Here is a 16,875-nt window from a genome sequence, read left to right as displayed (position 1 = left end):
TAATGAGTCGGACCGAGTTCAAGCAAATGCTGGGCATACGCACGTTACCCAGTCTACATTTGGAAGTGTCGTTGGGCTGTAATATCAGTTGTGCGATGTGTACGTTTCACGATGACTTGAAGAAATTCCGGTGGATGCCAGCCGATCGGCTGAAAACCGTAACGCAAGGTTTTGATGGCTTTGGCTTGGTGCATATTGGTGACGGTAGCGAACCGCTGATCAATCACGATATTTTCGAAATTATCGCTTATTTACGGACGCACGATATTCCGGTATCGCTGCAAACCAATGCCAAACTGATTCGTAATGCCGGTGATGCCGAAAACTTGGTTAGGTCCGGTTTAACTTTGTTGTCGATTTCGTTGGATGGTGTCACCGATGTCACGGTCAAAAAAATCCGCGGGGGTTTGGGATTCTCGGAGATCGCCAGAGCCATAGACTTAATCAACGAAGCGAAACTTCGTTTGGGATCGGACACCCCCTATCTGGCGTCGAATGCGGTCGCGATGCGTTGCAATCTCGACGAGCTTCCGCAACTTGCGGCTTATTTGTTAGATCATCAATTTCGCAGTTTCAGGGTCGGTTTTCTAGAGTTACGCAAACCCAACGATCAACTGGTCGGAGAATTGTTAATCTACGAAAAGTTGAGAGCTTATCAGGTAGTAAAAGAGATTAAATCGATTATTGAGGCCCACCAAAATAGCATGAGTTTTAATGACGGGTTATTCGATACGGACAACAGCCAATCACGCCGAGATACTTGCACCGGCTATAAGGACCGGTTTTATGTCGATTGGTCAGGGGCAATGACAACCTGTTACGGTAAGAAATATTTAGGAAATATCTTTGAACAAGGCTTGAGCGCATTGATTCTGTCCGAAGAGTACAAAGGCTACGTTCGGGAAGTGACGGCGCCAAATAACTCGACCTGCGCGTTGTGCCGGTTTTGCGAGGTGATGAGCTTCGATAGGATATCCGATCATTTCGGCCGCCGAGCAGTGGAGCATTATTCGATGGACGCAATTATTCAGTCTATTGAGTACGCGAATCAAGGCGGCGAAGTTCGAGAGTTCTGGTTGGCTCAATCGGCTTTGGCTTAGTCTCGTTACGCTTTATAGGGCAATCGGTTTTTGAATAACATTTCGATTTTCTTGCCCAAGGATACGGCTTTTTATCGACGGCTGTACTCGCATTTGTCCAAGGCGTTTTTGCAAGCCGGGTTTAGCGTAAGCGGCTTATGCCGAGTTCTTGACAATCAGGAGATGTCGGATTGGGTAAAGTCGTATCGGCCGAAGTTTATATTCGAAATGAATCGGGTCAAGAACGAAATACCGGTGCTGCACGATTTAAAAATTCCGCACATCACATGGATCGTGGATTTTCAAGGCCGTAATGAGCACTCGATTTTAGGTAGCGATATTACTTATTTTTTCGATTCTGGGTGGGACGATAATTACTCGACCGGCGGGTTTCAAGATTGGTTACCGCCAGGCACCTGCGTCGATACCTATAAGCCGATCGACGAATATGTACCGATTATCGAGTTCAGTTTTATCGGCCATATTCCTTTACCCTGGAGTCAATCGGAATTAAATCGACCGATTATTGGCGAAGGTGCTGTCGATACCGGTATGCTTTTCGGCGAGTTGCTGGAGATTTTTAACCGACGTATGAATGAAATCAGCTATTTCGGTCAAACGCATGCGTCCTTGTTGAATATTATCGATAATATCGTTTTTCAACGTTCGGGTTTACATACCGAATTAACGCTGGATATGCGTTACGATTTGTTGGAACGGGTAAAGCGCGTTAAAAATCGCACGCAGATCATCGCGTTTCCACTGTCGAAAACTCGGTCTGTGGCCATATACGGTTCGGAACACTGGCGGGCCTGGCCAGAGTATCAAGGGTATTATCGATATTATATCGATGACCCGACTGAGTTAAACAGAGTGCATCAAATTAGCCGGTTTAATTTGCACGACGGGGTTGGCTTTCATTTTCGGGCCATCGATTGCATGGCCTCCGGCGGATTGTTGTGCTGGTATAATGAAAACTCCGGCGACAAGTACAACCGCTTGGGTTTGGACCCGCACAAGCGGCGCGGTTTGCATAGTTTTTTCGATAATTCCAGACATTATGTCGAATTTTTGTGGCACCAGTTCGATGAGGCTTATGCGCATGCCTTGGCGCTTGATTATCGGCACGGAAAGCAGCGCCTGGAGACGATCGACCTTATCCGACAGAATCATACCTGGCGACATCGGGTCGAAAAAATTGTTCGTGATTTTAACGCCTTATAGCCCATCCTAGGCGTCGTGACGGATACTAGCGTTTCGCTGTTTTTCCCGCGTGACAATGCGTGGTACCGCCATCTGGCCGGCCAAATTGCCGGCGGATTCGCCGGCCGCGACGTTCGCCTATCCTGGCATTGCGGCCCGCTGAGCGAGGCGGAAATGCTAGCCTGGATCAAGGAGCGCGGTACGCGCGTCATTTTCGATATGAATCGGCCCAGAAGCGATTTGCCTTGCTTGCCCGCAGACATCGTCCATATTTGCTGGGTCGTGGATTTTAACGGCAGGCCGATCAATGACTTTCATGGCAGCGAGATTACTTATTTATTCGGCCCCAAGTGGCTGGAAAAATACCCGCATCATGCTTTTTATCGTTGGTTTGGACCCGGCGCGTGCCCGAAGAGCTACTACCCTAGCGTCGCCGCGCCGACCGGCCGCGCCGCCTTCGTTGGACATATTCCGCGGCCCTGGCGGACTGAGGAATTGGCGAGGGACATTTCCCAATCCGGCCCGCCATTAAAGTTTGGCGAATTTCTGCCGCATATAGAACAAGCCTTGCTGGAACATCGGGCGAGTTTGAAAGTGCATGAAGACTATATGCGTTTGCTGTCCGACTTGGCGTCGAGTGTGTTCGGTGTCGAATTAGCTTCCGACCGGACCTTGGCATACGACATGACCGGCCGGCTGATACGGCTGGTGAATCGTCGGGAATTACTGGATGCGCTGGTCGATTTGAACTTGCCGCTGGACATTTACGGTCCGGAAAATTGGCGCGATTGGCCGGCCTATCGCGATGATTATCGGCGTTTTTTGAATGATCCAGGCGATATGCGAGCGGTATACGAGTCGTCGATGAATTTCCATGAGGGAAACGGCATGCATTTTCGGGTAGTGGACTGTATGGCGTCGGCCGGTTTGATATTCGTTCGAAAAGGCGAATACGACGAAAAGCCCGGTGGAATTAAAACCTTTTTTACGCCAGGTGAGCATTATATCGAGTTCGATATCGATGATTTATCCGATAAGGTGGAGTTTTATCGCGACAATCCAGGTGAGGCGGATCGAATCAGAAATAGTGCCGCGAGAGAAATTCTGAATCATCACACTTGGCGGCATCGCGTCGATTCTATTTTCAACGATTTAAAAACGATAGGCTATTCGTCCGTGTAATTCGATGAATATTCAATTTACCTTACCCTAGTTCCGGGATCGCCATTGTTCCAAATTAACGAATCCAGTCATGTGTTTTATGTGCTAGCTTGGGGATATGCCGGCGACCATTGGTTTAGCTGGTTTGCCAAGGCTTTAAACGCACATCCGGAAATATTCGCGCTGATGGCTCACGAAGGCTCGCGACCGAAATATTTAGCCGAGCGTAGCCGATCCGAACGTCCGCCGCTGGACGCCTTCACGGCATTTTTGGAAGATATGGGTACCACCTATCAAGCGATCGGCGATTGTTGGTCGTATCGGCCTTGGCATTTTCGCGACGTGATCGACCAATATATCGATAAAGTTCCGTTGCTGTTTCTGGCTCGCCATCCCTACGCCTGGCTGGAGTTTTACGTAAGTTGGCGGGCCGGTAACATGCGCATGCCGGACGGCAGTTTCGGACCGATAGAACACGAATGGTCGATAGCCCAGCACGATTATTTCAAGGCGTTGGGGCTTAAAGCTTATCGAAAAGACGATGTCGAAATATGGTCGGCCTATCAGGGGATGTATCAATTAAATCGTCACCGGGTCGATATCGATACCCGCATCCGGCGAGTTGCTTTGGAAAGTTTGGTGACCTCGCCGCGCCATTTCGCGGAGATTGTGGCGTATTTAACCAAGAATCGCGTCGAGTTTTCCGAGGCCTTATTAGCCGATATTTATCGCTGGGTTTACCGGCCGTTCCGCGGCGAGGCGCGGGTGTCGGCCAAGCCGGATAATCTGTATCGGGCTTGGCCGGATTGGAAAAAACTGGCGTTCGAGCGGATTGTCGAACCGCAAACCCTGGCGTTTTACAGCGATATAGGCGGGTATGAATACTTTAAATAAGTCGGATTCGCCTATTGTGGTTGGAACGCCATTGAAATGCGGCACGTGGATGATACGCCAAATCATATCCGGCATGACCGGGCTAACGTGGTTCGAGCCGGCGCTGGTTAAAGGTATCGATCCGAGCGACCCGGCGAATATTGTATTTAAAACCGACGCCTTTTATTCGTGGCATTTCGTGCCGGTAGCGGAAATTCAGCGAAAACTCATCGAAAACGGTGCGCGCAGTATCTTTGTGGTCAGGAATATCTATGCGATGACCTTATCGATGTACCATCATTTTGCCGATAATATCGACTGGGAAATTGGCCGCAGTGCCAATAAGTCCGACTTCTTCGGGAGTTTGAGCAAGGATGAAGGCATTTCCAGGATTATTTGTCGCAGGCAGTCGGATGGTTTTAACTGGCAGGGTATCGGCGGGCAATTATTTCAAATGCAAAAAATGCTTGAGTTCGCGGCGGCCGGGTCAGCTTTAATATTGACCTTCGAACAATTGGTCGAAGATAAAGCGGTTTGCGTGCGGCGATGCGCCGAGTTTTTAGGGGTGACGCTGACCGAACAACAAGTCGAGGCTATTTGTCTGGATTCGGCGTTTTCGACGATGCAAAAAAAAGCCGAAAGCGACGGCGGCGGCTCGCATTTTAGAGCCGGCTTGACCAAGGGGTATTTCGATTCGATTTCCGCGGAGAATAAAGAGCTGATTCAGGAACAACTAGACCGCTCCGCGCCGGAATTGGCCGGATATGCCGCCAAATTGGGCATTCCGTTTATCACCGACTGGCATAATGGATACGAATGGGCGTGAGAAGCGATTTTTTTGAAGAGATATTTTTCTCGTCTTTCGAGAAATTGACTGTCGTTAGCGAAGAGGCTAAGGATGTGCTCGGCGGCTCGTCTATCGAATTATTAAAAGAAGAGGGTATCAATCATCAAGTTATCAAACAGTGTTACGGCCTATTGCCGGAAGAATCCGAGCCTAAAAACCGGCGTTGGTTAATCGATGGGGTTTCCGGACTCAGTATTGCATTATTGCAGGCGTTGAAACCGCTGCATCGGAATCTGGGTGTGTTGAGTGCGTCCCATCGGTCCAATACCTTCATGGGCACCCCGGTGGTGCGCGAGATCGGCGACGGCGATATATTGGTAAACGACGTATTTTCCGGCGAACGGCTGGGCCAGCAATATAAGACCTTGCTTAAACAGCACCGCCGGAAATTGGAAGAAGCGTTGGAGCAGGCAACCGGTCACGATGGCTCGGTCATAGTTTTCGCGGCGAAAAAGGTTTATTTCAATCAATTGCGGCTGAGCAAGGTATTGCGCGATTGCGGCTATAAAACCGTGGCATTGGTATTCGACCATAACATGGTTAAACATCAAGCGGGTTTCTTCGACGATATTATTTATACCGATTTCATCAGCTTCTTAATGCTGCTGAATTCGGTCGATCGCAAACTATTGCTGCATACTCAGGGCTGGCTGTTTCGATATCATATTCCGGTGTTGATCGATACGTATAAGCCCAAGCATTGTCGGCAGATTATCGAGATTATGGACAGCCAATCGTTTTACCTGCCGGAGGCCACAGTGTCGAAAATTCCCGATACGATGAAAATGGCCTGGGGCGAAAATGTCATCGAAAACCATCAATTGCAACTGGCCTGCGAGAATTATATTGTTCACCATGCCGATGGCGTGATTTTTAATGGCGACGACGAATATCGGCAGCCCTTGGTCAAGCGCGATTCACCGCATTTACGGAACAAGCATTTGGCGTTCCCGGCCTTACCGGTCAAGGATTTTTTCCACGCCTCGAATATCGTTAATCAAGAGAAAAGGCTAGTGTTTGTTGGGGGGGTGCCACCGTTTTCAGCGAATAGGCCGCATGAATTATTTGGGGACTCGCAGTTGCTGGGACTGGTCATGAAATTAATCGCCAGGGGATGTTATCTGGATATTTACAATAATCCGTTGATCGCCGCCGAGGAGGAGTACGCCAAGTTATATCCGGATTTTGTCGAGTTAGCCAAGCGCCACCGCAATTTCAATTTTTTTATTGGCGATATGCCGCAACATATCAATCAAAAAATCGCCCATTACGATTTCGGTTTAATGGTTTACGATTTTGGCGGTATTTATACCGGCGATTTGCATTTCAAACATTTGATACCGACCAAGTTGTTTAATTATTTGGAAGCCGGATTACCGGTTTTGGTTAGCGATCGCTTTAGCGCGGTTTGCAGTATCGTTAAGGAATACCGGATTGGCGTGATTATTAATCAACGCGAAATCGAGTTTTTGCCTGAGATTATCGAGATGTTGGATGTGGCCGAGCTGAAGCAGAATGTCGTGGCGGCCCGCGAGGAATTACAAATGCATAACAATATTCATCGATTGACCGGCTTTTACGAACAAGTGATGGCCTGAATGGCGGTTTTTTTAATTTTGCGGGTTCGCGGGTTGCCGGACTGATGTCGATCTCCACGCTGATCGTCGTGCCGGCCCGCGCCGGTTCCAAGGGGTTGCCGGATAAAAACATCCGGCGGCTGGGCGATAGGCCGCTGCTGGCGTGGACCGCCGGAGCCATCGCCGAGGCGGACTTGCCCGATTGCTTGAGTATTCTATCGACCGATTCCGAGCAGTATGCCCAGATCGGCCGGCAATACGGTTTGCCGGCGCCGTTCATCCGACCGGCGGCCTGTGCGACCGATAGCGCGTCGGCGTTGCAAGTTGCGCAACATGCGTTGCGATGGTTTCGCGATCAATACGGCTATTTGCCGGAGCGCCTGATGTGGCTGCAACCGACTTCGCCGTTTCGTTCGCCGGATGCGCTTCGGCAAGCCGCGCGGATGATGGCGGAGCCGGATGTCGATGCGGTCGTGGGTTGCAAGGAAATCCATCGCGACCCGACCACGCTGTTTCGCGCCGACGACGGCTATCTGGTGGCGTTGGACAGTCGGCAACCGACTCAGACCAGCCGGCAACAAAGTCGTCCATTGCTAACCCCGAACGGGGCGATGTATCTATGCCCCAGCGAATATTTGCTGGCGCGGCTATCCTTTTATCCGCCCAACACCCGGCCGTTAATCATGAACGCGGTGCAAAGCCTGGACATCGATACCGAGGAAGACTGGGCCATCGCCGAGGCGTTTATTAAACAAGGTTTGGTATGAACAAAGTGTTAGTGACCGGCGCCGATGGCTTCATCGGCTCGCATTTGACCGAAATGCTGGCGGCGCGAGGCTGCGAGGTGCGGGCGCTGGCCCAGTACAATTCCTTTAACAGTTGGGGCTGGCTCGACGACGCGGCGTGCAAGAACGACATCGAAGTGGTCTGCGGCGACGTGCGCGATCCGGCGTTCTGCCGGGCCATTTGCCGGGACATCGACACGGTGTTTCATTTGGCCGCGTTGATCGCGATCCCGTATTCCTACCAGGCACCGGACAGCTATGTCGATACCAATATTCGCGGCACCTTGAACATCTGCCAGGCCGCCCGCGATGCCGGCGTACGCCGGGTGATCCATACCTCGACCAGCGAGGTTTACGGCACCGCGCGATACGTGCCCATCGACGAAAAACATCCCATGCAACCACAATCGCCGTACAGCGCTTCCAAGATTGCCGCCGACGCGATGGCGATGAGCTTTTTCAACGCCTTCAATCTGCCGCTGACCATCGCCCGGCCGTTCAATACTTACGGTCCCCGCCAATCGGCCAGGGCGGTGATTCCGACCATCATCACCCAAATCGCCGCCGGCAAAAAGCAAATCCAGCTGGGCGACGTTTCGCCGACTCGCGATTTCAATTATGTCGAAGACACCTGCCGGGGCTTCATCGCACTGGCCGAATCGGATAGTACCATCGGCGAGACGGTCAATATCGGCTCGAATTTCGAAATCTCGGTCGGCGATACGCTGAATTTAATCAAGCGCATCATGGCCAGCGATGTCGAATTTCTGGTGGACGAACAGCGTTTGCGGCCGGAGAAATCGGAAGTCAATCGGCTTTGGTGCGACAACGCCAAGCTCAAGGCCTTGACCGGTTTTGCGCCGCAAGTCGGTTTGGAGGAAGGCTTGCGCCGGACCGTGGCTTGGTTTGGCGAGGCCGACAATCTGAAAAAGTACAAAACGGATATTTACAATGTTTGAAGGTTTGCTCGGTTTCGTGCGGGAGATTTACCAAACCGACGCCTTCATCCCGCTGCACGAGCCGCGTTTCGGCGGCAACGAAAAGCGCTATTTGAACGACGTGATCGATAGCACCTTCGTGTCCAGCGTCGGACCTTTTGTAGGGGAATTCGAGCACAAGATTGCCGAATACAGCGGCGCCAAGCATGCGGTGGCGACCGTCAACGGTACCGCCGCGCTGCATATTGCCTTGCTGTTGGCCGGCGTCCGGCCGGGCGACGAAGTGGTCACCCAGGCAGCGACCTTCGTCGCCACCTGCAATGCGATTGTCTATTGCGGCGCCGAGCCGGTGTTTGTTGATATCGATGCCGCGACCTTAGGTCTGGCGCCGGCCGCGCTGGCCGAGTTTCTGGAACGCGGCTGCGAGCGGCGGGCCGGCGTTGTTTACAACAAAACCAGCGGCCGGCGCGTCGCAGCCTGCTTGCCGATGCACGTCTTCGGCCATCCCTGCGACATGGCGGGTTTGCTGAAAGTCTGCGACGGTTATGGCATACCGGTCGTCGAAGACGCGGCGGAGGCCTTGGGCAGCCGCATCGGCGAGCGCCATTGCGGCACCTTCGGCCGGCTAGGCGTGCTTAGCTTCAACGGCAATAAAATCATCACCACCGGCGGCGGAGGGATGATTTTGACGGACGACGACGATCTGGCTCGGCAGGCCAAGCATCTGACCACCACCGCCAAACTGGCGCACGCCTGGAAATTCGAGCACGATCAAATCGGGTACAACTACCGGATGCCGAATCTGAATGCCGCACTGGGTCTGGCGCAACTGGAACAATTGCCGGCCTTCATCGACAGCAAGCGGGCTCTGGCCGGGCGTTATCTGGATTGGGCGCGCGCCAATGGCGCCGAGATTGTCCAAGAGCCGGCCGGCGCCCGCTCCAATTACTGGCTCAACGCGCTGTTACTGGACGATGCCGCGCAACGCGACGCGTTTCTGGAATATAGCAACGCCCACGGCGTGATGACCCGGCCGTTGTGGGCCTTGATGCCCGACTTGCCGATGTACCGGCATTGCCAAACCGACGGTTTGAGCCAATCGCGGCGCCTGGCGGAACGCTTGGTCAATCTGCCCAGCAGCGTGGCGATCTGATGGCCGCGCGTAAAATTTGCGTCGTCACCGGCTCGCGGGCCGAATACGGCTTGCTGTATTGGCTGCTCAAGGAAATTCAGGCCGACCCGGATTTGACATTGCAATTGGTCGCGACCGGCATGCATTTGTCGCCGGAATTCGGTTTGACTTGGCGGCAAATCGAAGCCGACGGTTTTAGCATCGCCCGCAAGGTGGAAATGTTGCTGTCGTCGGACACGCCGGCCGGCATCAGCAAGGCGATGGGCCTGGGCTTGATCGGCTTTGCCGATGCGTTCGGCGAGCTGAACCCGGACATCGTGGTCGTGCTCGGCGATCGCTTCGAGATTTTCGCCGCCGCGCAGGCGGCGATGAACCAGCGGATTCCGATCGCCCATATTCACGGCGGCGAACTCAGCGAGGGCGCGGTCGACGACGCGATCCGCCATGCCTTGACCAAACTGTCGCATCTGCATTTCACCGCCGCCGAAGTCTACCGGCAACGGGTCATTCAACTCGGCGAACAGCCGCAGCGGGTATTCAACGTCGGCGCGCCGGGTTTGGACAATATCGTTCGACTGCCGTTGCTGGATCGCGCCGGGCTAGAACAAGCCATCGACTTTAAATTGGCCGAGCGTAACCTGTTGGCGACTTTCCATCCGGCGACCTTGGAAGCCGAAACCGCTGCCGAACAATTTCAACAGCTGCTGCAAGCCTTGGATGCGTTTCCGGCGGTTCGCGTCATTTTCACCTACAGCAATGCTGACGCCGGCGGCCGGGTCATTGCCGGGTTGATCGAAGACTATCGGGCGCGCTGGCCGGAGCGGGTCGCGGCCTTCGTCTCGCTCGGTTCGTTGCGCTATTTGTCGGCGATGCGCCACGTCGACGCGGTGGTCGGCAACTCGTCCAGCGGCCTTCTGGAAGCGCCGGCCTTCAAGATTCCGACCATCGACATCGGCGACCGCCAACGCGGCCGGCTGTGCGCCGCCAGCGTATTGCATTGCCCGCCGCAAGCCGAAGCCATCCGAGTCGCGCTGGAAAAAGTCTGGTCCGGCGAATTGGCCGAAACTATGGCTAATCTCGATCAACCCTACGGCACCGGCGGCGCGTCGGCCCGGATCAAGGACTTGCTCAAACGCAGCGATCTTGACGATTTGCTGAAGAAGCGGTTTTATGATATTGGGGAATAAACGTAAGCGATTGAATAACCACAAATCGAAACCGTAGTGTAAATCCGCGAAACGATCAGGCAATCAAACAAGGAGATTGCCGATGACAGAGTCACCCTTATCCGAAGCCACGCTGACCATCGCGCAGCGACGATGGCTTGAACATTTCAAACAGCAGCACTCAGGCTTGAGCATGGTGGCTTACGCGCGTCAACAGGGTTTGGCGATTAGCACGTTCTACGCGATGAGTCAGCGTTTGTCGGCTTGGGCGGCATCAGGTGCTTGGCCACAGCGACCATTGTTTCAAGCAGTCGCATTGGTTGAAGCAAAACCGCTTGCGTCTGGCCCGCTGACGTTAGCGTTCGATTTGCCGGGCGATTTGCGTTGCCAGGTTGGTGCAGATGTAGCGACGGGCGCGGCGCTGTTACAGACACTGGCTCGGCAAGCCTCATGATGCGGCCTCGGGATGAGCGCCTGTCGGTCTATGTCTGTACTCAGGCGATGGATTTCCGCAAGGGTATGGCCAGTCTGGCGGTGCTGGTGGAGGCGCAGTTGGGCTTGAATCCGTTTACGAAGAGCTTGTATGTGTTCCGCAACCGCTCGGCGACGGCGGTGACCTGTTGTATTGGGAGCGCAACGGCTTTTGCTTGTGGCAGAAACGCTTGGAGCAGGAACGATTTTGTTGGCCCAAGGGGAATGCTTCCGGTACGCTGGCGTTGACGAAGCAGCAGTTGAATTGGCTATTGGAGGGCTATGACATCAACCGGATGACGCCGCGTAAGACGCTGGATTTCAAGTCGGTGATTTGATGTTTTTCCATTGAGCTTCAATGGCTTATGGGTTTTCCATGCGGTATAATAGGCCCCCATGGAAACCGATCTGAAACTGCCCGACGAGATGGATGCACTACGCCGTTTAGCCGTCGATCTTGCCACGGAACTTGCGCAGTTGAAATCGGATTACAGCACGGTGTTGGGCAAGAGCGCCGTTTTGCAAGAGCAGATCAATCTGCTGCTGCACAAGCGATTGGGTGCCAACAGCGAAAAATACCGCGCCGAGCAAGCCGATCTGTTCAACGAAGCGGAAGCCTATGCCGAGGAAGGCGGCGAAGCCGAAAACGAGGACGCCGATTCCGCGGTAGTGGAAACCCCCGTTGCAACGGCGACCGCGACCGAGCCAACGGCACCTCGCAAACCCGGCCGCAAAGCCTTACCTGCCGAACTGCCCCGCGTCGAGATCGTCCACGACCTGCCCGAAGACCAACGTCTGTGTAGCGAAGGTCACGCCCTGAAGGAAATCGGCGAAGAGATCAGCGAACAACTGGACATCATCCCGGCCAAGGCGCAAGTGTTGCGCCATATTCGCAAGAAGTACGCTTGCCCTTGTTGTCAGGCATACGTCAAAACCGCGCCGTTACCGCCTCAGCCGGTTCCCAAGAGCAACGCCTCGTCCGGCCTCTGGCCTATGTCGCCGCCTTGCCGCTCAATCGGCAGAGCAAGCAGTTTGCCCGGATCGGCGTCGAATTGAACCGCGCCACCTTGGCGACCTGGATGATCCGCAGCGGCGGGTTGATTCAGCCCTTGATCAATTTGTTCGAAGAACATCTGCTGAATTATCCGGCGCTGCAGATGGACGACGACCCACAGGGATGTGGGAAGTGCAGAAAATGCAGGAGCATTTTTCTGCCCCGACCCTGCAGGTCCTCAAAGAGCCCGACCGCGCGGCCGAAAGTCAGTCTTACCTCTGGGTCAGGCGCGGTGGCCCGCCCGGCCAGCCGGTGGTACTGTTCAACTACGCGCCCAGTCGCAGCCAAGCCGTTGCCGACCAACTGCTGCAAGGCTTTTCCGGCACCGTTCAAATCGACGGTTACACCGCCTATGCGGCCGTGTGAGCCAAAAATGGTTTGCGCCACGCCGGCTGCTGGGCGCATGCCCGGCGCTACTTCGATGAAGCGCTGAAAGCCACCGGCAAAGGTCAACCCAAAGCCGGCAAGGCCAGTAAAGCCTTAGGCTTCATCCAAAAGCTTTATCGTATCGAGACACAGATCAAGCATCTGCCAGCGGCGGATAAATACCGCATCCGCCAGGAACAGGCTGTGCCGTTATTAAACGAGATCAAGGTCTGGGCCGATGTATCCTTAACTCAAGTCGCCCCGACCAGCCTGATCCAAAGCCTTGGCTTATTTGGGCAAGCAATGGGCCTCGCTCACCGTCTACTGTGAAGACGGGCGGCTGGACATCGACAACAACGCCACGGAACGCGCCATTCGTCCTTTCGTGATTGGTCGCAACAACTGGATTTTTTCCGATACTGTGGGCGGCGCCAAGGCCAGCACCAACCTCTACAGCCTGATCGAAACCGCCAAACTCAACGGATTGGAGCCTTATCGCCATCTGCAGCCTATTTTTACGGAACCGCCCAAAGCTCAGACGCTTGCAGACATCGAGAAACTGCTGCCTCGGGCTGTCGATCCGGCCTATATTAACGGATTGAAGTGAGCGGGGTAGATGGGGTTTATGGATCGTTTACGATCGCCGGTGCCGACAACCCGCTGTCCGCGCCGATCTACCTGGTCAAACTCGACACCGTCAACGCCAAAACCGTCGGCGACCAAGACGTCACGTTGACCCTGCCCAACGTCGACGGCCACAAACCCGGCGCGCAAGTGGAAATGTACTCCTACGACCACGACCTGGAAGAATTCGTGGCGATTGGGTTAGGGACGGTCAGCACCGACGGCAGTATCATTAAATCCAATGACGGCGTGGGAGTGATTAAGTCGGGCTGGCATTGTGGGTCTCAGCCGGGAGGGGGGCGGTGTACGCTTAATTGTGGGGAATGTCAGAGTTGTGATACTAGTTGCACTTGTTACTGGGATAACAGCAAAACGCCGACGACTCTGACGAATATCCCTCGGGATGTGGACGGATAGTTCACTTTGCACGGTTTGTTAGCAAGCCAAAGGCCGGCGGCAAATTCCAATCATAGTGGTGGTACAGCTTTTGATGCGCGCGTGACTTTGCCTGCCGATCAAAATGTTGATGCGATTGCAGGAACAGTTAATTTAACTGGGTTTGATCCTGTGCATGACCGTGTTTCTTTTGGTCTTTGATAGAAGTAAAAGTCACATCTTAAAACGCCGAGATTTTGTTGATAAATATTGTTGACAATGGAAGGTGGTTTTGGTTTATGTGGATTTTAAAATTTATTTTCTGGATAGATAATGTGATGCGCTATTTTTATGTTGTTTTAATATGTTGTTTGTTATTTTCAGGATTTTGTCGTGTTTGTAGCGCTGAGTCTTCCAAAGAGGAAATTGTTAGAAGTAATGTTGATACTCAATGCATTGAATCGGGTGGTATTATTGGTATAGGCGTGGTTAAAGCGTCAAGCTTAAGTTACCGCTACTCTGTGGACAGTAAGTCTAAAGCTCCATTAGTTCGCCTCGTTTTCGGTGATGGATTAAATATGGATATGCCAATTGTTCCTATACAAATGCCTACCATAATAAAAGTGCCACATAAATGGTTGGGTAATATCGTGTATAAAGAAGATGGAAAGCATATGATTGTATATTTCTCAAATAGTTCTGAAAAATCCGCTGTAAAAGCTGAGGATCTAGTGTTTGAAATTGGTGTTCCGAAAATAAATAAGGATATTAAAATGTTTCGCTATGAGGATGGGTCCTTAGTTGTTGCTGTTGATTATTTAAATTTACCCTATTTAGCATATTTTAAAGATGGTTCATGTGTTTGGGGCAAAGCCCATAAAATGGATTTCGATGGCCCGCAGATGGTTAACCCGTAACCCGTAACCCGTAACCCGTAACCCGTAACCCGTAACCCGTAACCCGTAACCCGTAACCCGTAAGGCGAGTACTCCATGGGATGAGCCGCCGAATGTTGGCTTCAACTGTACTCGTCTGTTTCGGGTAAGTAGCTGGCTCCGACATGGCGGAACGCCTGACGACTTCCGCCAGAAATATGAAAATATATTGGGTGTGGTCGGATTAAGTTAAAGCCGTACCCCGTAGATGGGTAGAGACTATAGCTGAAATCCATCAGATAAGGCCGAAATCATTTGTTTAACTTAAATATGTTTTTTGGTCAGATGTCGATTTTGACATTGGGTTTCGGTGGGTTTGATGTTCTCGTGATGGGTTTCGCTCCGCTCTACCCATCCTACACGACTGGTTGTATAGGTGGTAAACCTTCGCCAAAAGATAATGATGATAAAGACTTACTGAGTTGCAAATGAAAGTATTAGTCATGAAAATATTTTTCCGATTTCTAGTTTTTATTGTTTTTCCACAGTTAGTAAATGCTGAAATTTTAACGGTTTCAAATATTAAAGAGTTTTCTGATTTGAGGAATGATTATATTGTTCGTAATGTTTTTTTTGCTCCAGATAAACAGAAATTATGGATTACGTTAGATGAAAACGAAAGAAACAGTTCGAAATTGATAGGTAAAAAAATATGGAGAGTTAATGCTTCTGGCGTTATTGAGTCAGACTCAATCTATAGTGAGATTAAGAGCAAGTATCTAAATAATGAAACTCAGGATTTCAGTGTAGAGTCTGTGATTGAAGATGGTCATGTTTCTATTTATTTAATTAAAAAAAGTTCTGGTTATTTAATTATTCGAGATGGATTTCCTGTTATTAGGCTTGATTTGTTTAAATTGTTTCATATGCCAGTATTTCAGAGGCTGTTAGTCCTGAATAAAGGCTATTTGTTGATTGGAAGTTCCGAGGGTAAAGGTGCGGCGCTGAAAACAGGCTTGGACGGAGCCATTGAATGGGAGCGTTATTATGAGTCCAATATTGATGTTCATAATGGATTGTTTGCAAAAGACGGAAAAATAGTTTTGCTTGGTTCTGGTTTTAGCTCGCAAGGTAAAGATTCAATCTGGTTTGGTTGGTTGTCATCGGATGGCGAATTAATTAAAAGCAAATTCATTGAAGGACGCAATGCGAGTTTTGAATTAAATCAAACTGGTGATGTTGTAATTGCGTATGAGAATTTCAAGTCTGGTTCATTAAACAGAGTTGTCAGTTTGTTCGGTTCTAATTTTAAGGAGAAATGGGAGAACGTTGTCTTTTCGATAAAAGCCAATAAAGTAGCTGATATGGCAGGGGGTGTAAGTTTTTATAATGATCGAATTGTTGTCGTTTATGGATTGCCGGAAAATGGCATGAGGCTTGATATATTAGATGGCAGAGGTCGAAAGTTAATTGAAAAGGAATTTGTAGAGAAAGGAATGATATTTAACCTTTCGACTAAGATTTTTTTATTTAAAAACGAAAATGGTCTTTTTGTCGTTCAAAATAATTCGAAAGCTGTTATTGAAGGAGGTAAATTTATTTTGTATAAAATCATTAGTCTTAGCGATCTACGGCTGTAACTGATCTGGGTATGATGGGGGTATGTAGGATAGTTAACCCGAATATGAGTAGGGGCTATAGCTCGCGTAGGGCGCATTGGCAATAGCGTAATGCGCCGAATGATTAAAAGTCAACATGCGGCGCAATACGGTTTCGCCTCTCGACGCCCTAAGATTACGCCTTGCGGCCTTTTCTAGCAAACGAAATGCTGCCGCGCATTGCTCAACTTCAGTAGCAAAAAACTGCGTCCCTTAATAATTTATTTTGGCTGGATTAATGGATATTTTAAATAAACTATTTTGTTTAGACGGTGGCTCAAAAGATCGTATTGACTTGATGCAAAATGCATTTATTTCTGTTCTGGAAAACTCGACTTGGTATTCATGTCAAGAGATATATGGATTGCCAGGAAATGAGGAGTTAACTCTAATGGCAGGCAACATGGTGCAATACGTAATTACTAGGCCGGATGTATTATACGCAAATGAAGAAACTCTTTATTTATAGCGAAAAATATTCTAAGGCAAATGCTTTTAAGTTAGCAAAGGAGTATTCAAGTGATTTTATTTTCGAGTCCGCATATTCGTCTATAAAAGAAAAGAATTTATCTTTCCTCTATTCGCATAGAGATAGATTAAGTGCGGCTTGCCTATTTCGTTATAAATTTTGCGTTATCCATGAAGAGTTGTTTCTACTATCGCTTATTTCTCAGTGGGTAAAATTATCAAA

19 protein-coding genes and 2 pseudogenes are annotated in these 16,875 nt (G+C 50.8%); all 21 read left to right on the top strand.

The window, feature by feature from the left end:
* Positions 1–2 precede the first annotated feature (2 nt).
* The 21 genes and pseudogenes from BJL95_RS20320 (at position 3) to BJL95_RS24880 (ending at position 16,653) form a co-directional block, all read left to right on the top strand.
* Positions 3–1,100 (top strand): radical SAM protein, encoded by a 1,098-nt coding sequence (locus BJL95_RS20320; RefSeq protein WP_071160517.1) that lies wholly within the window; start codon positions 3–5, stop codon positions 1,098–1,100.
* A 30-nt stretch (positions 1,101–1,130) separates the two neighbouring features.
* A complete protein-coding gene (locus BJL95_RS20315) occupies positions 1,131–2,303 on the top strand; it encodes a hypothetical protein (protein ID WP_071160516.1) in 1,173 nt (390 codons plus the stop codon).
* A gap of 15 nt (positions 2,304–2,318) precedes the next feature.
* Positions 2,319–3,464, top strand: coding sequence for a glycosyltransferase (locus tag BJL95_RS20310; protein ID WP_071160515.1), 1,146 nt, complete (start codon positions 2,319–2,321; stop codon positions 3,462–3,464).
* Between the two features lie 45 nt (positions 3,465–3,509).
* Entirely contained in the window at positions 3,510–4,337 is an 828-nt protein-coding gene (locus tag BJL95_RS20305) for a hypothetical protein (protein WP_071160514.1), read from the top strand.
* 49 nt (positions 4,338–4,386) lie between these two features.
* Complete coding sequence (locus tag BJL95_RS20300) at positions 4,387–5,142, top strand: sulfotransferase domain-containing protein (protein WP_071160513.1); 756 nt, start codon at positions 4,387–4,389, stop codon at positions 5,140–5,142.
* Positions 5,139–6,761 (top strand): glycosyltransferase family 4 protein, encoded by a 1,623-nt coding sequence (locus tag BJL95_RS20295; protein ID WP_139306360.1) that lies wholly within the window; start codon positions 5,139–5,141, stop codon positions 6,759–6,761. The genes BJL95_RS20300 and BJL95_RS20295 overlap by 4 nt, the downstream gene beginning before the upstream one ends.
* A gap of 44 nt (positions 6,762–6,805) precedes the next feature.
* The gene (locus tag BJL95_RS20290; protein ID WP_071160511.1) at positions 6,806–7,507 is read left to right on the top strand and encodes an acylneuraminate cytidylyltransferase family protein; all 702 of its coding nucleotides are present in this window, start codon (positions 6,806–6,808) and stop codon (positions 7,505–7,507) included.
* Positions 7,504–8,484 (top strand): NAD-dependent 4,6-dehydratase LegB, encoded by a 981-nt coding sequence (locus tag BJL95_RS20285; RefSeq protein ID WP_071160510.1) that lies wholly within the window; start codon positions 7,504–7,506, stop codon positions 8,482–8,484. The genes BJL95_RS20290 and BJL95_RS20285 overlap by 4 nt, the downstream gene beginning before the upstream one ends.
* Positions 8,477–9,616, top strand: a complete 1,140-nt coding sequence (locus BJL95_RS20280; RefSeq protein ID WP_071160509.1) for a LegC family aminotransferase — start codon at positions 8,477–8,479, stop codon at positions 9,614–9,616. The genes BJL95_RS20285 and BJL95_RS20280 overlap by 8 nt, the downstream gene beginning before the upstream one ends.
* Positions 9,616–10,782, top strand: coding sequence for a UDP-N-acetylglucosamine 2-epimerase (gene neuC, locus BJL95_RS20275; protein WP_071160508.1), 1,167 nt, complete (start codon positions 9,616–9,618; stop codon positions 10,780–10,782). Before BJL95_RS20280 ends, neuC begins: the two co-directional genes overlap by 1 nt.
* An 82-nt stretch (positions 10,783–10,864) precedes the next feature.
* The gene (locus BJL95_RS20270; RefSeq protein WP_071160507.1) at positions 10,865–11,215 is read left to right on the top strand and encodes a hypothetical protein; all 351 of its coding nucleotides are present in this window, start codon (positions 10,865–10,867) and stop codon (positions 11,213–11,215) included.
* Positions 11,216–11,381: 166 nt separating this feature from the next.
* Complete coding sequence (gene tnpB, locus BJL95_RS25320) at positions 11,382–11,570, top strand: IS66 family insertion sequence element accessory protein TnpB (RefSeq protein WP_071160506.1); 189 nt, start codon at positions 11,382–11,384, stop codon at positions 11,568–11,570.
* A 58-nt stretch (positions 11,571–11,628) separates the two neighbouring features.
* On the top strand, positions 11,629–12,288 hold the full coding sequence (locus BJL95_RS24910) for an IS66 family transposase zinc-finger binding domain-containing protein (protein ID WP_139306359.1): 660 nt from the start codon (positions 11,629–11,631) through the stop codon (positions 12,286–12,288).
* Positions 12,273–12,338, top strand: a pseudogene (locus BJL95_RS26125) (hypothetical protein); the annotation flags it as partial. The gene BJL95_RS24910 and the pseudogene BJL95_RS26125, both read left to right, overlap by 16 nt.
* A gap of 71 nt (positions 12,339–12,409) precedes the next feature.
* Positions 12,410–13,028: pseudogene (locus BJL95_RS25830) on the top strand (IS66 family transposase); the annotation flags it as partial.
* Positions 13,029–13,037: 9 nt separating this feature from the next.
* Entirely contained in the window at positions 13,038–13,259 is a 222-nt protein-coding gene (locus BJL95_RS25825; RefSeq protein WP_368086616.1) for a transposase domain-containing protein, read from the top strand.
* Complete coding sequence (locus BJL95_RS20255) at positions 13,256–13,693, top strand: hypothetical protein (RefSeq protein ID WP_071160505.1); 438 nt, start codon at positions 13,256–13,258, stop codon at positions 13,691–13,693. The genes BJL95_RS25825 and BJL95_RS20255 overlap by 4 nt, the downstream gene beginning before the upstream one ends.
* 6 nt (positions 13,694–13,699) lie before the next feature.
* Positions 13,700–13,873: a hypothetical protein gene (locus tag BJL95_RS25315; protein ID WP_168032592.1), complete on the top strand. Its 174-nt coding sequence runs from the start codon at positions 13,700–13,702 to the stop codon at positions 13,871–13,873.
* 77 nt (positions 13,874–13,950) lie between these two features.
* Positions 13,951–14,568 (top strand): hypothetical protein, encoded by a 618-nt coding sequence (locus BJL95_RS24885; RefSeq protein ID WP_139306355.1) that lies wholly within the window; start codon positions 13,951–13,953, stop codon positions 14,566–14,568.
* Positions 14,569–15,014: 446 nt separating this feature from the next.
* Positions 15,015–16,166 carry a hypothetical protein gene (locus tag BJL95_RS20245; RefSeq protein WP_139306354.1) on the top strand — a complete coding sequence of 384 codons (1,152 nt, stop codon included), beginning with the start codon at positions 15,015–15,017 and terminating at the stop codon, positions 16,164–16,166.
* A gap of 256 nt (positions 16,167–16,422) precedes the next feature.
* Positions 16,423–16,653: a hypothetical protein gene (locus BJL95_RS24880; RefSeq protein WP_139306353.1), complete on the top strand. Its 231-nt coding sequence runs from the start codon at positions 16,423–16,425 to the stop codon at positions 16,651–16,653.
* Positions 16,654–16,875 lie beyond the last annotated feature (222 nt).

Source organism: Methylomonas sp. LWB (assembly GCF_001856095.1).
Classification (GTDB): domain Bacteria; phylum Pseudomonadota; class Gammaproteobacteria; order Methylococcales; family Methylomonadaceae; genus Methylomonas; species Methylomonas koyamae_A.
The sequence above is the reverse complement of the archived record's forward strand: the minus strand, read 5'-3'. Positions and strand labels throughout refer to the sequence as shown.

Coding starts and splice junctions, on each gene's coding strand:
- BJL95_RS20280 (WP_071160509.1), top strand. CDS start 8,477: ATGTTTGAAGGTTTGCTCGGTTTCGTGCGGGAGATTTACCAAACCGAC.
- BJL95_RS24910 (WP_139306359.1), top strand. CDS start 11,629: ATGGAAACCGATCTGAAACTGCCCGACGAGATGGATGCACTACGCCGT.
- neuC (WP_071160508.1), top strand. CDS start 9,616: ATGGCCGCGCGTAAAATTTGCGTCGTCACCGGCTCGCGGGCCGAATAC.
- BJL95_RS20270 (WP_071160507.1), top strand. CDS start 10,865: ATGACAGAGTCACCCTTATCCGAAGCCACGCTGACCATCGCGCAGCGA.
- BJL95_RS20290 (WP_071160511.1), top strand. CDS start 6,806: ATGTCGATCTCCACGCTGATCGTCGTGCCGGCCCGCGCCGGTTCCAAG.
- BJL95_RS20245 (WP_139306354.1), top strand. CDS start 15,015: ATGAAAGTATTAGTCATGAAAATATTTTTCCGATTTCTAGTTTTTATT.
- BJL95_RS24880 (WP_139306353.1), top strand. CDS start 16,423: ATGGATATTTTAAATAAACTATTTTGTTTAGACGGTGGCTCAAAAGAT.
- BJL95_RS20300 (WP_071160513.1), top strand. CDS start 4,387: ATGATACGCCAAATCATATCCGGCATGACCGGGCTAACGTGGTTCGAG.
- BJL95_RS24885 (WP_139306355.1), top strand. CDS start 13,951: ATGTGGATTTTAAAATTTATTTTCTGGATAGATAATGTGATGCGCTAT.
- BJL95_RS20285 (WP_071160510.1), top strand. CDS start 7,504: ATGAACAAAGTGTTAGTGACCGGCGCCGATGGCTTCATCGGCTCGCAT.
- BJL95_RS20320 (WP_071160517.1), top strand. CDS start 3: ATGAGTCGGACCGAGTTCAAGCAAATGCTGGGCATACGCACGTTACCC.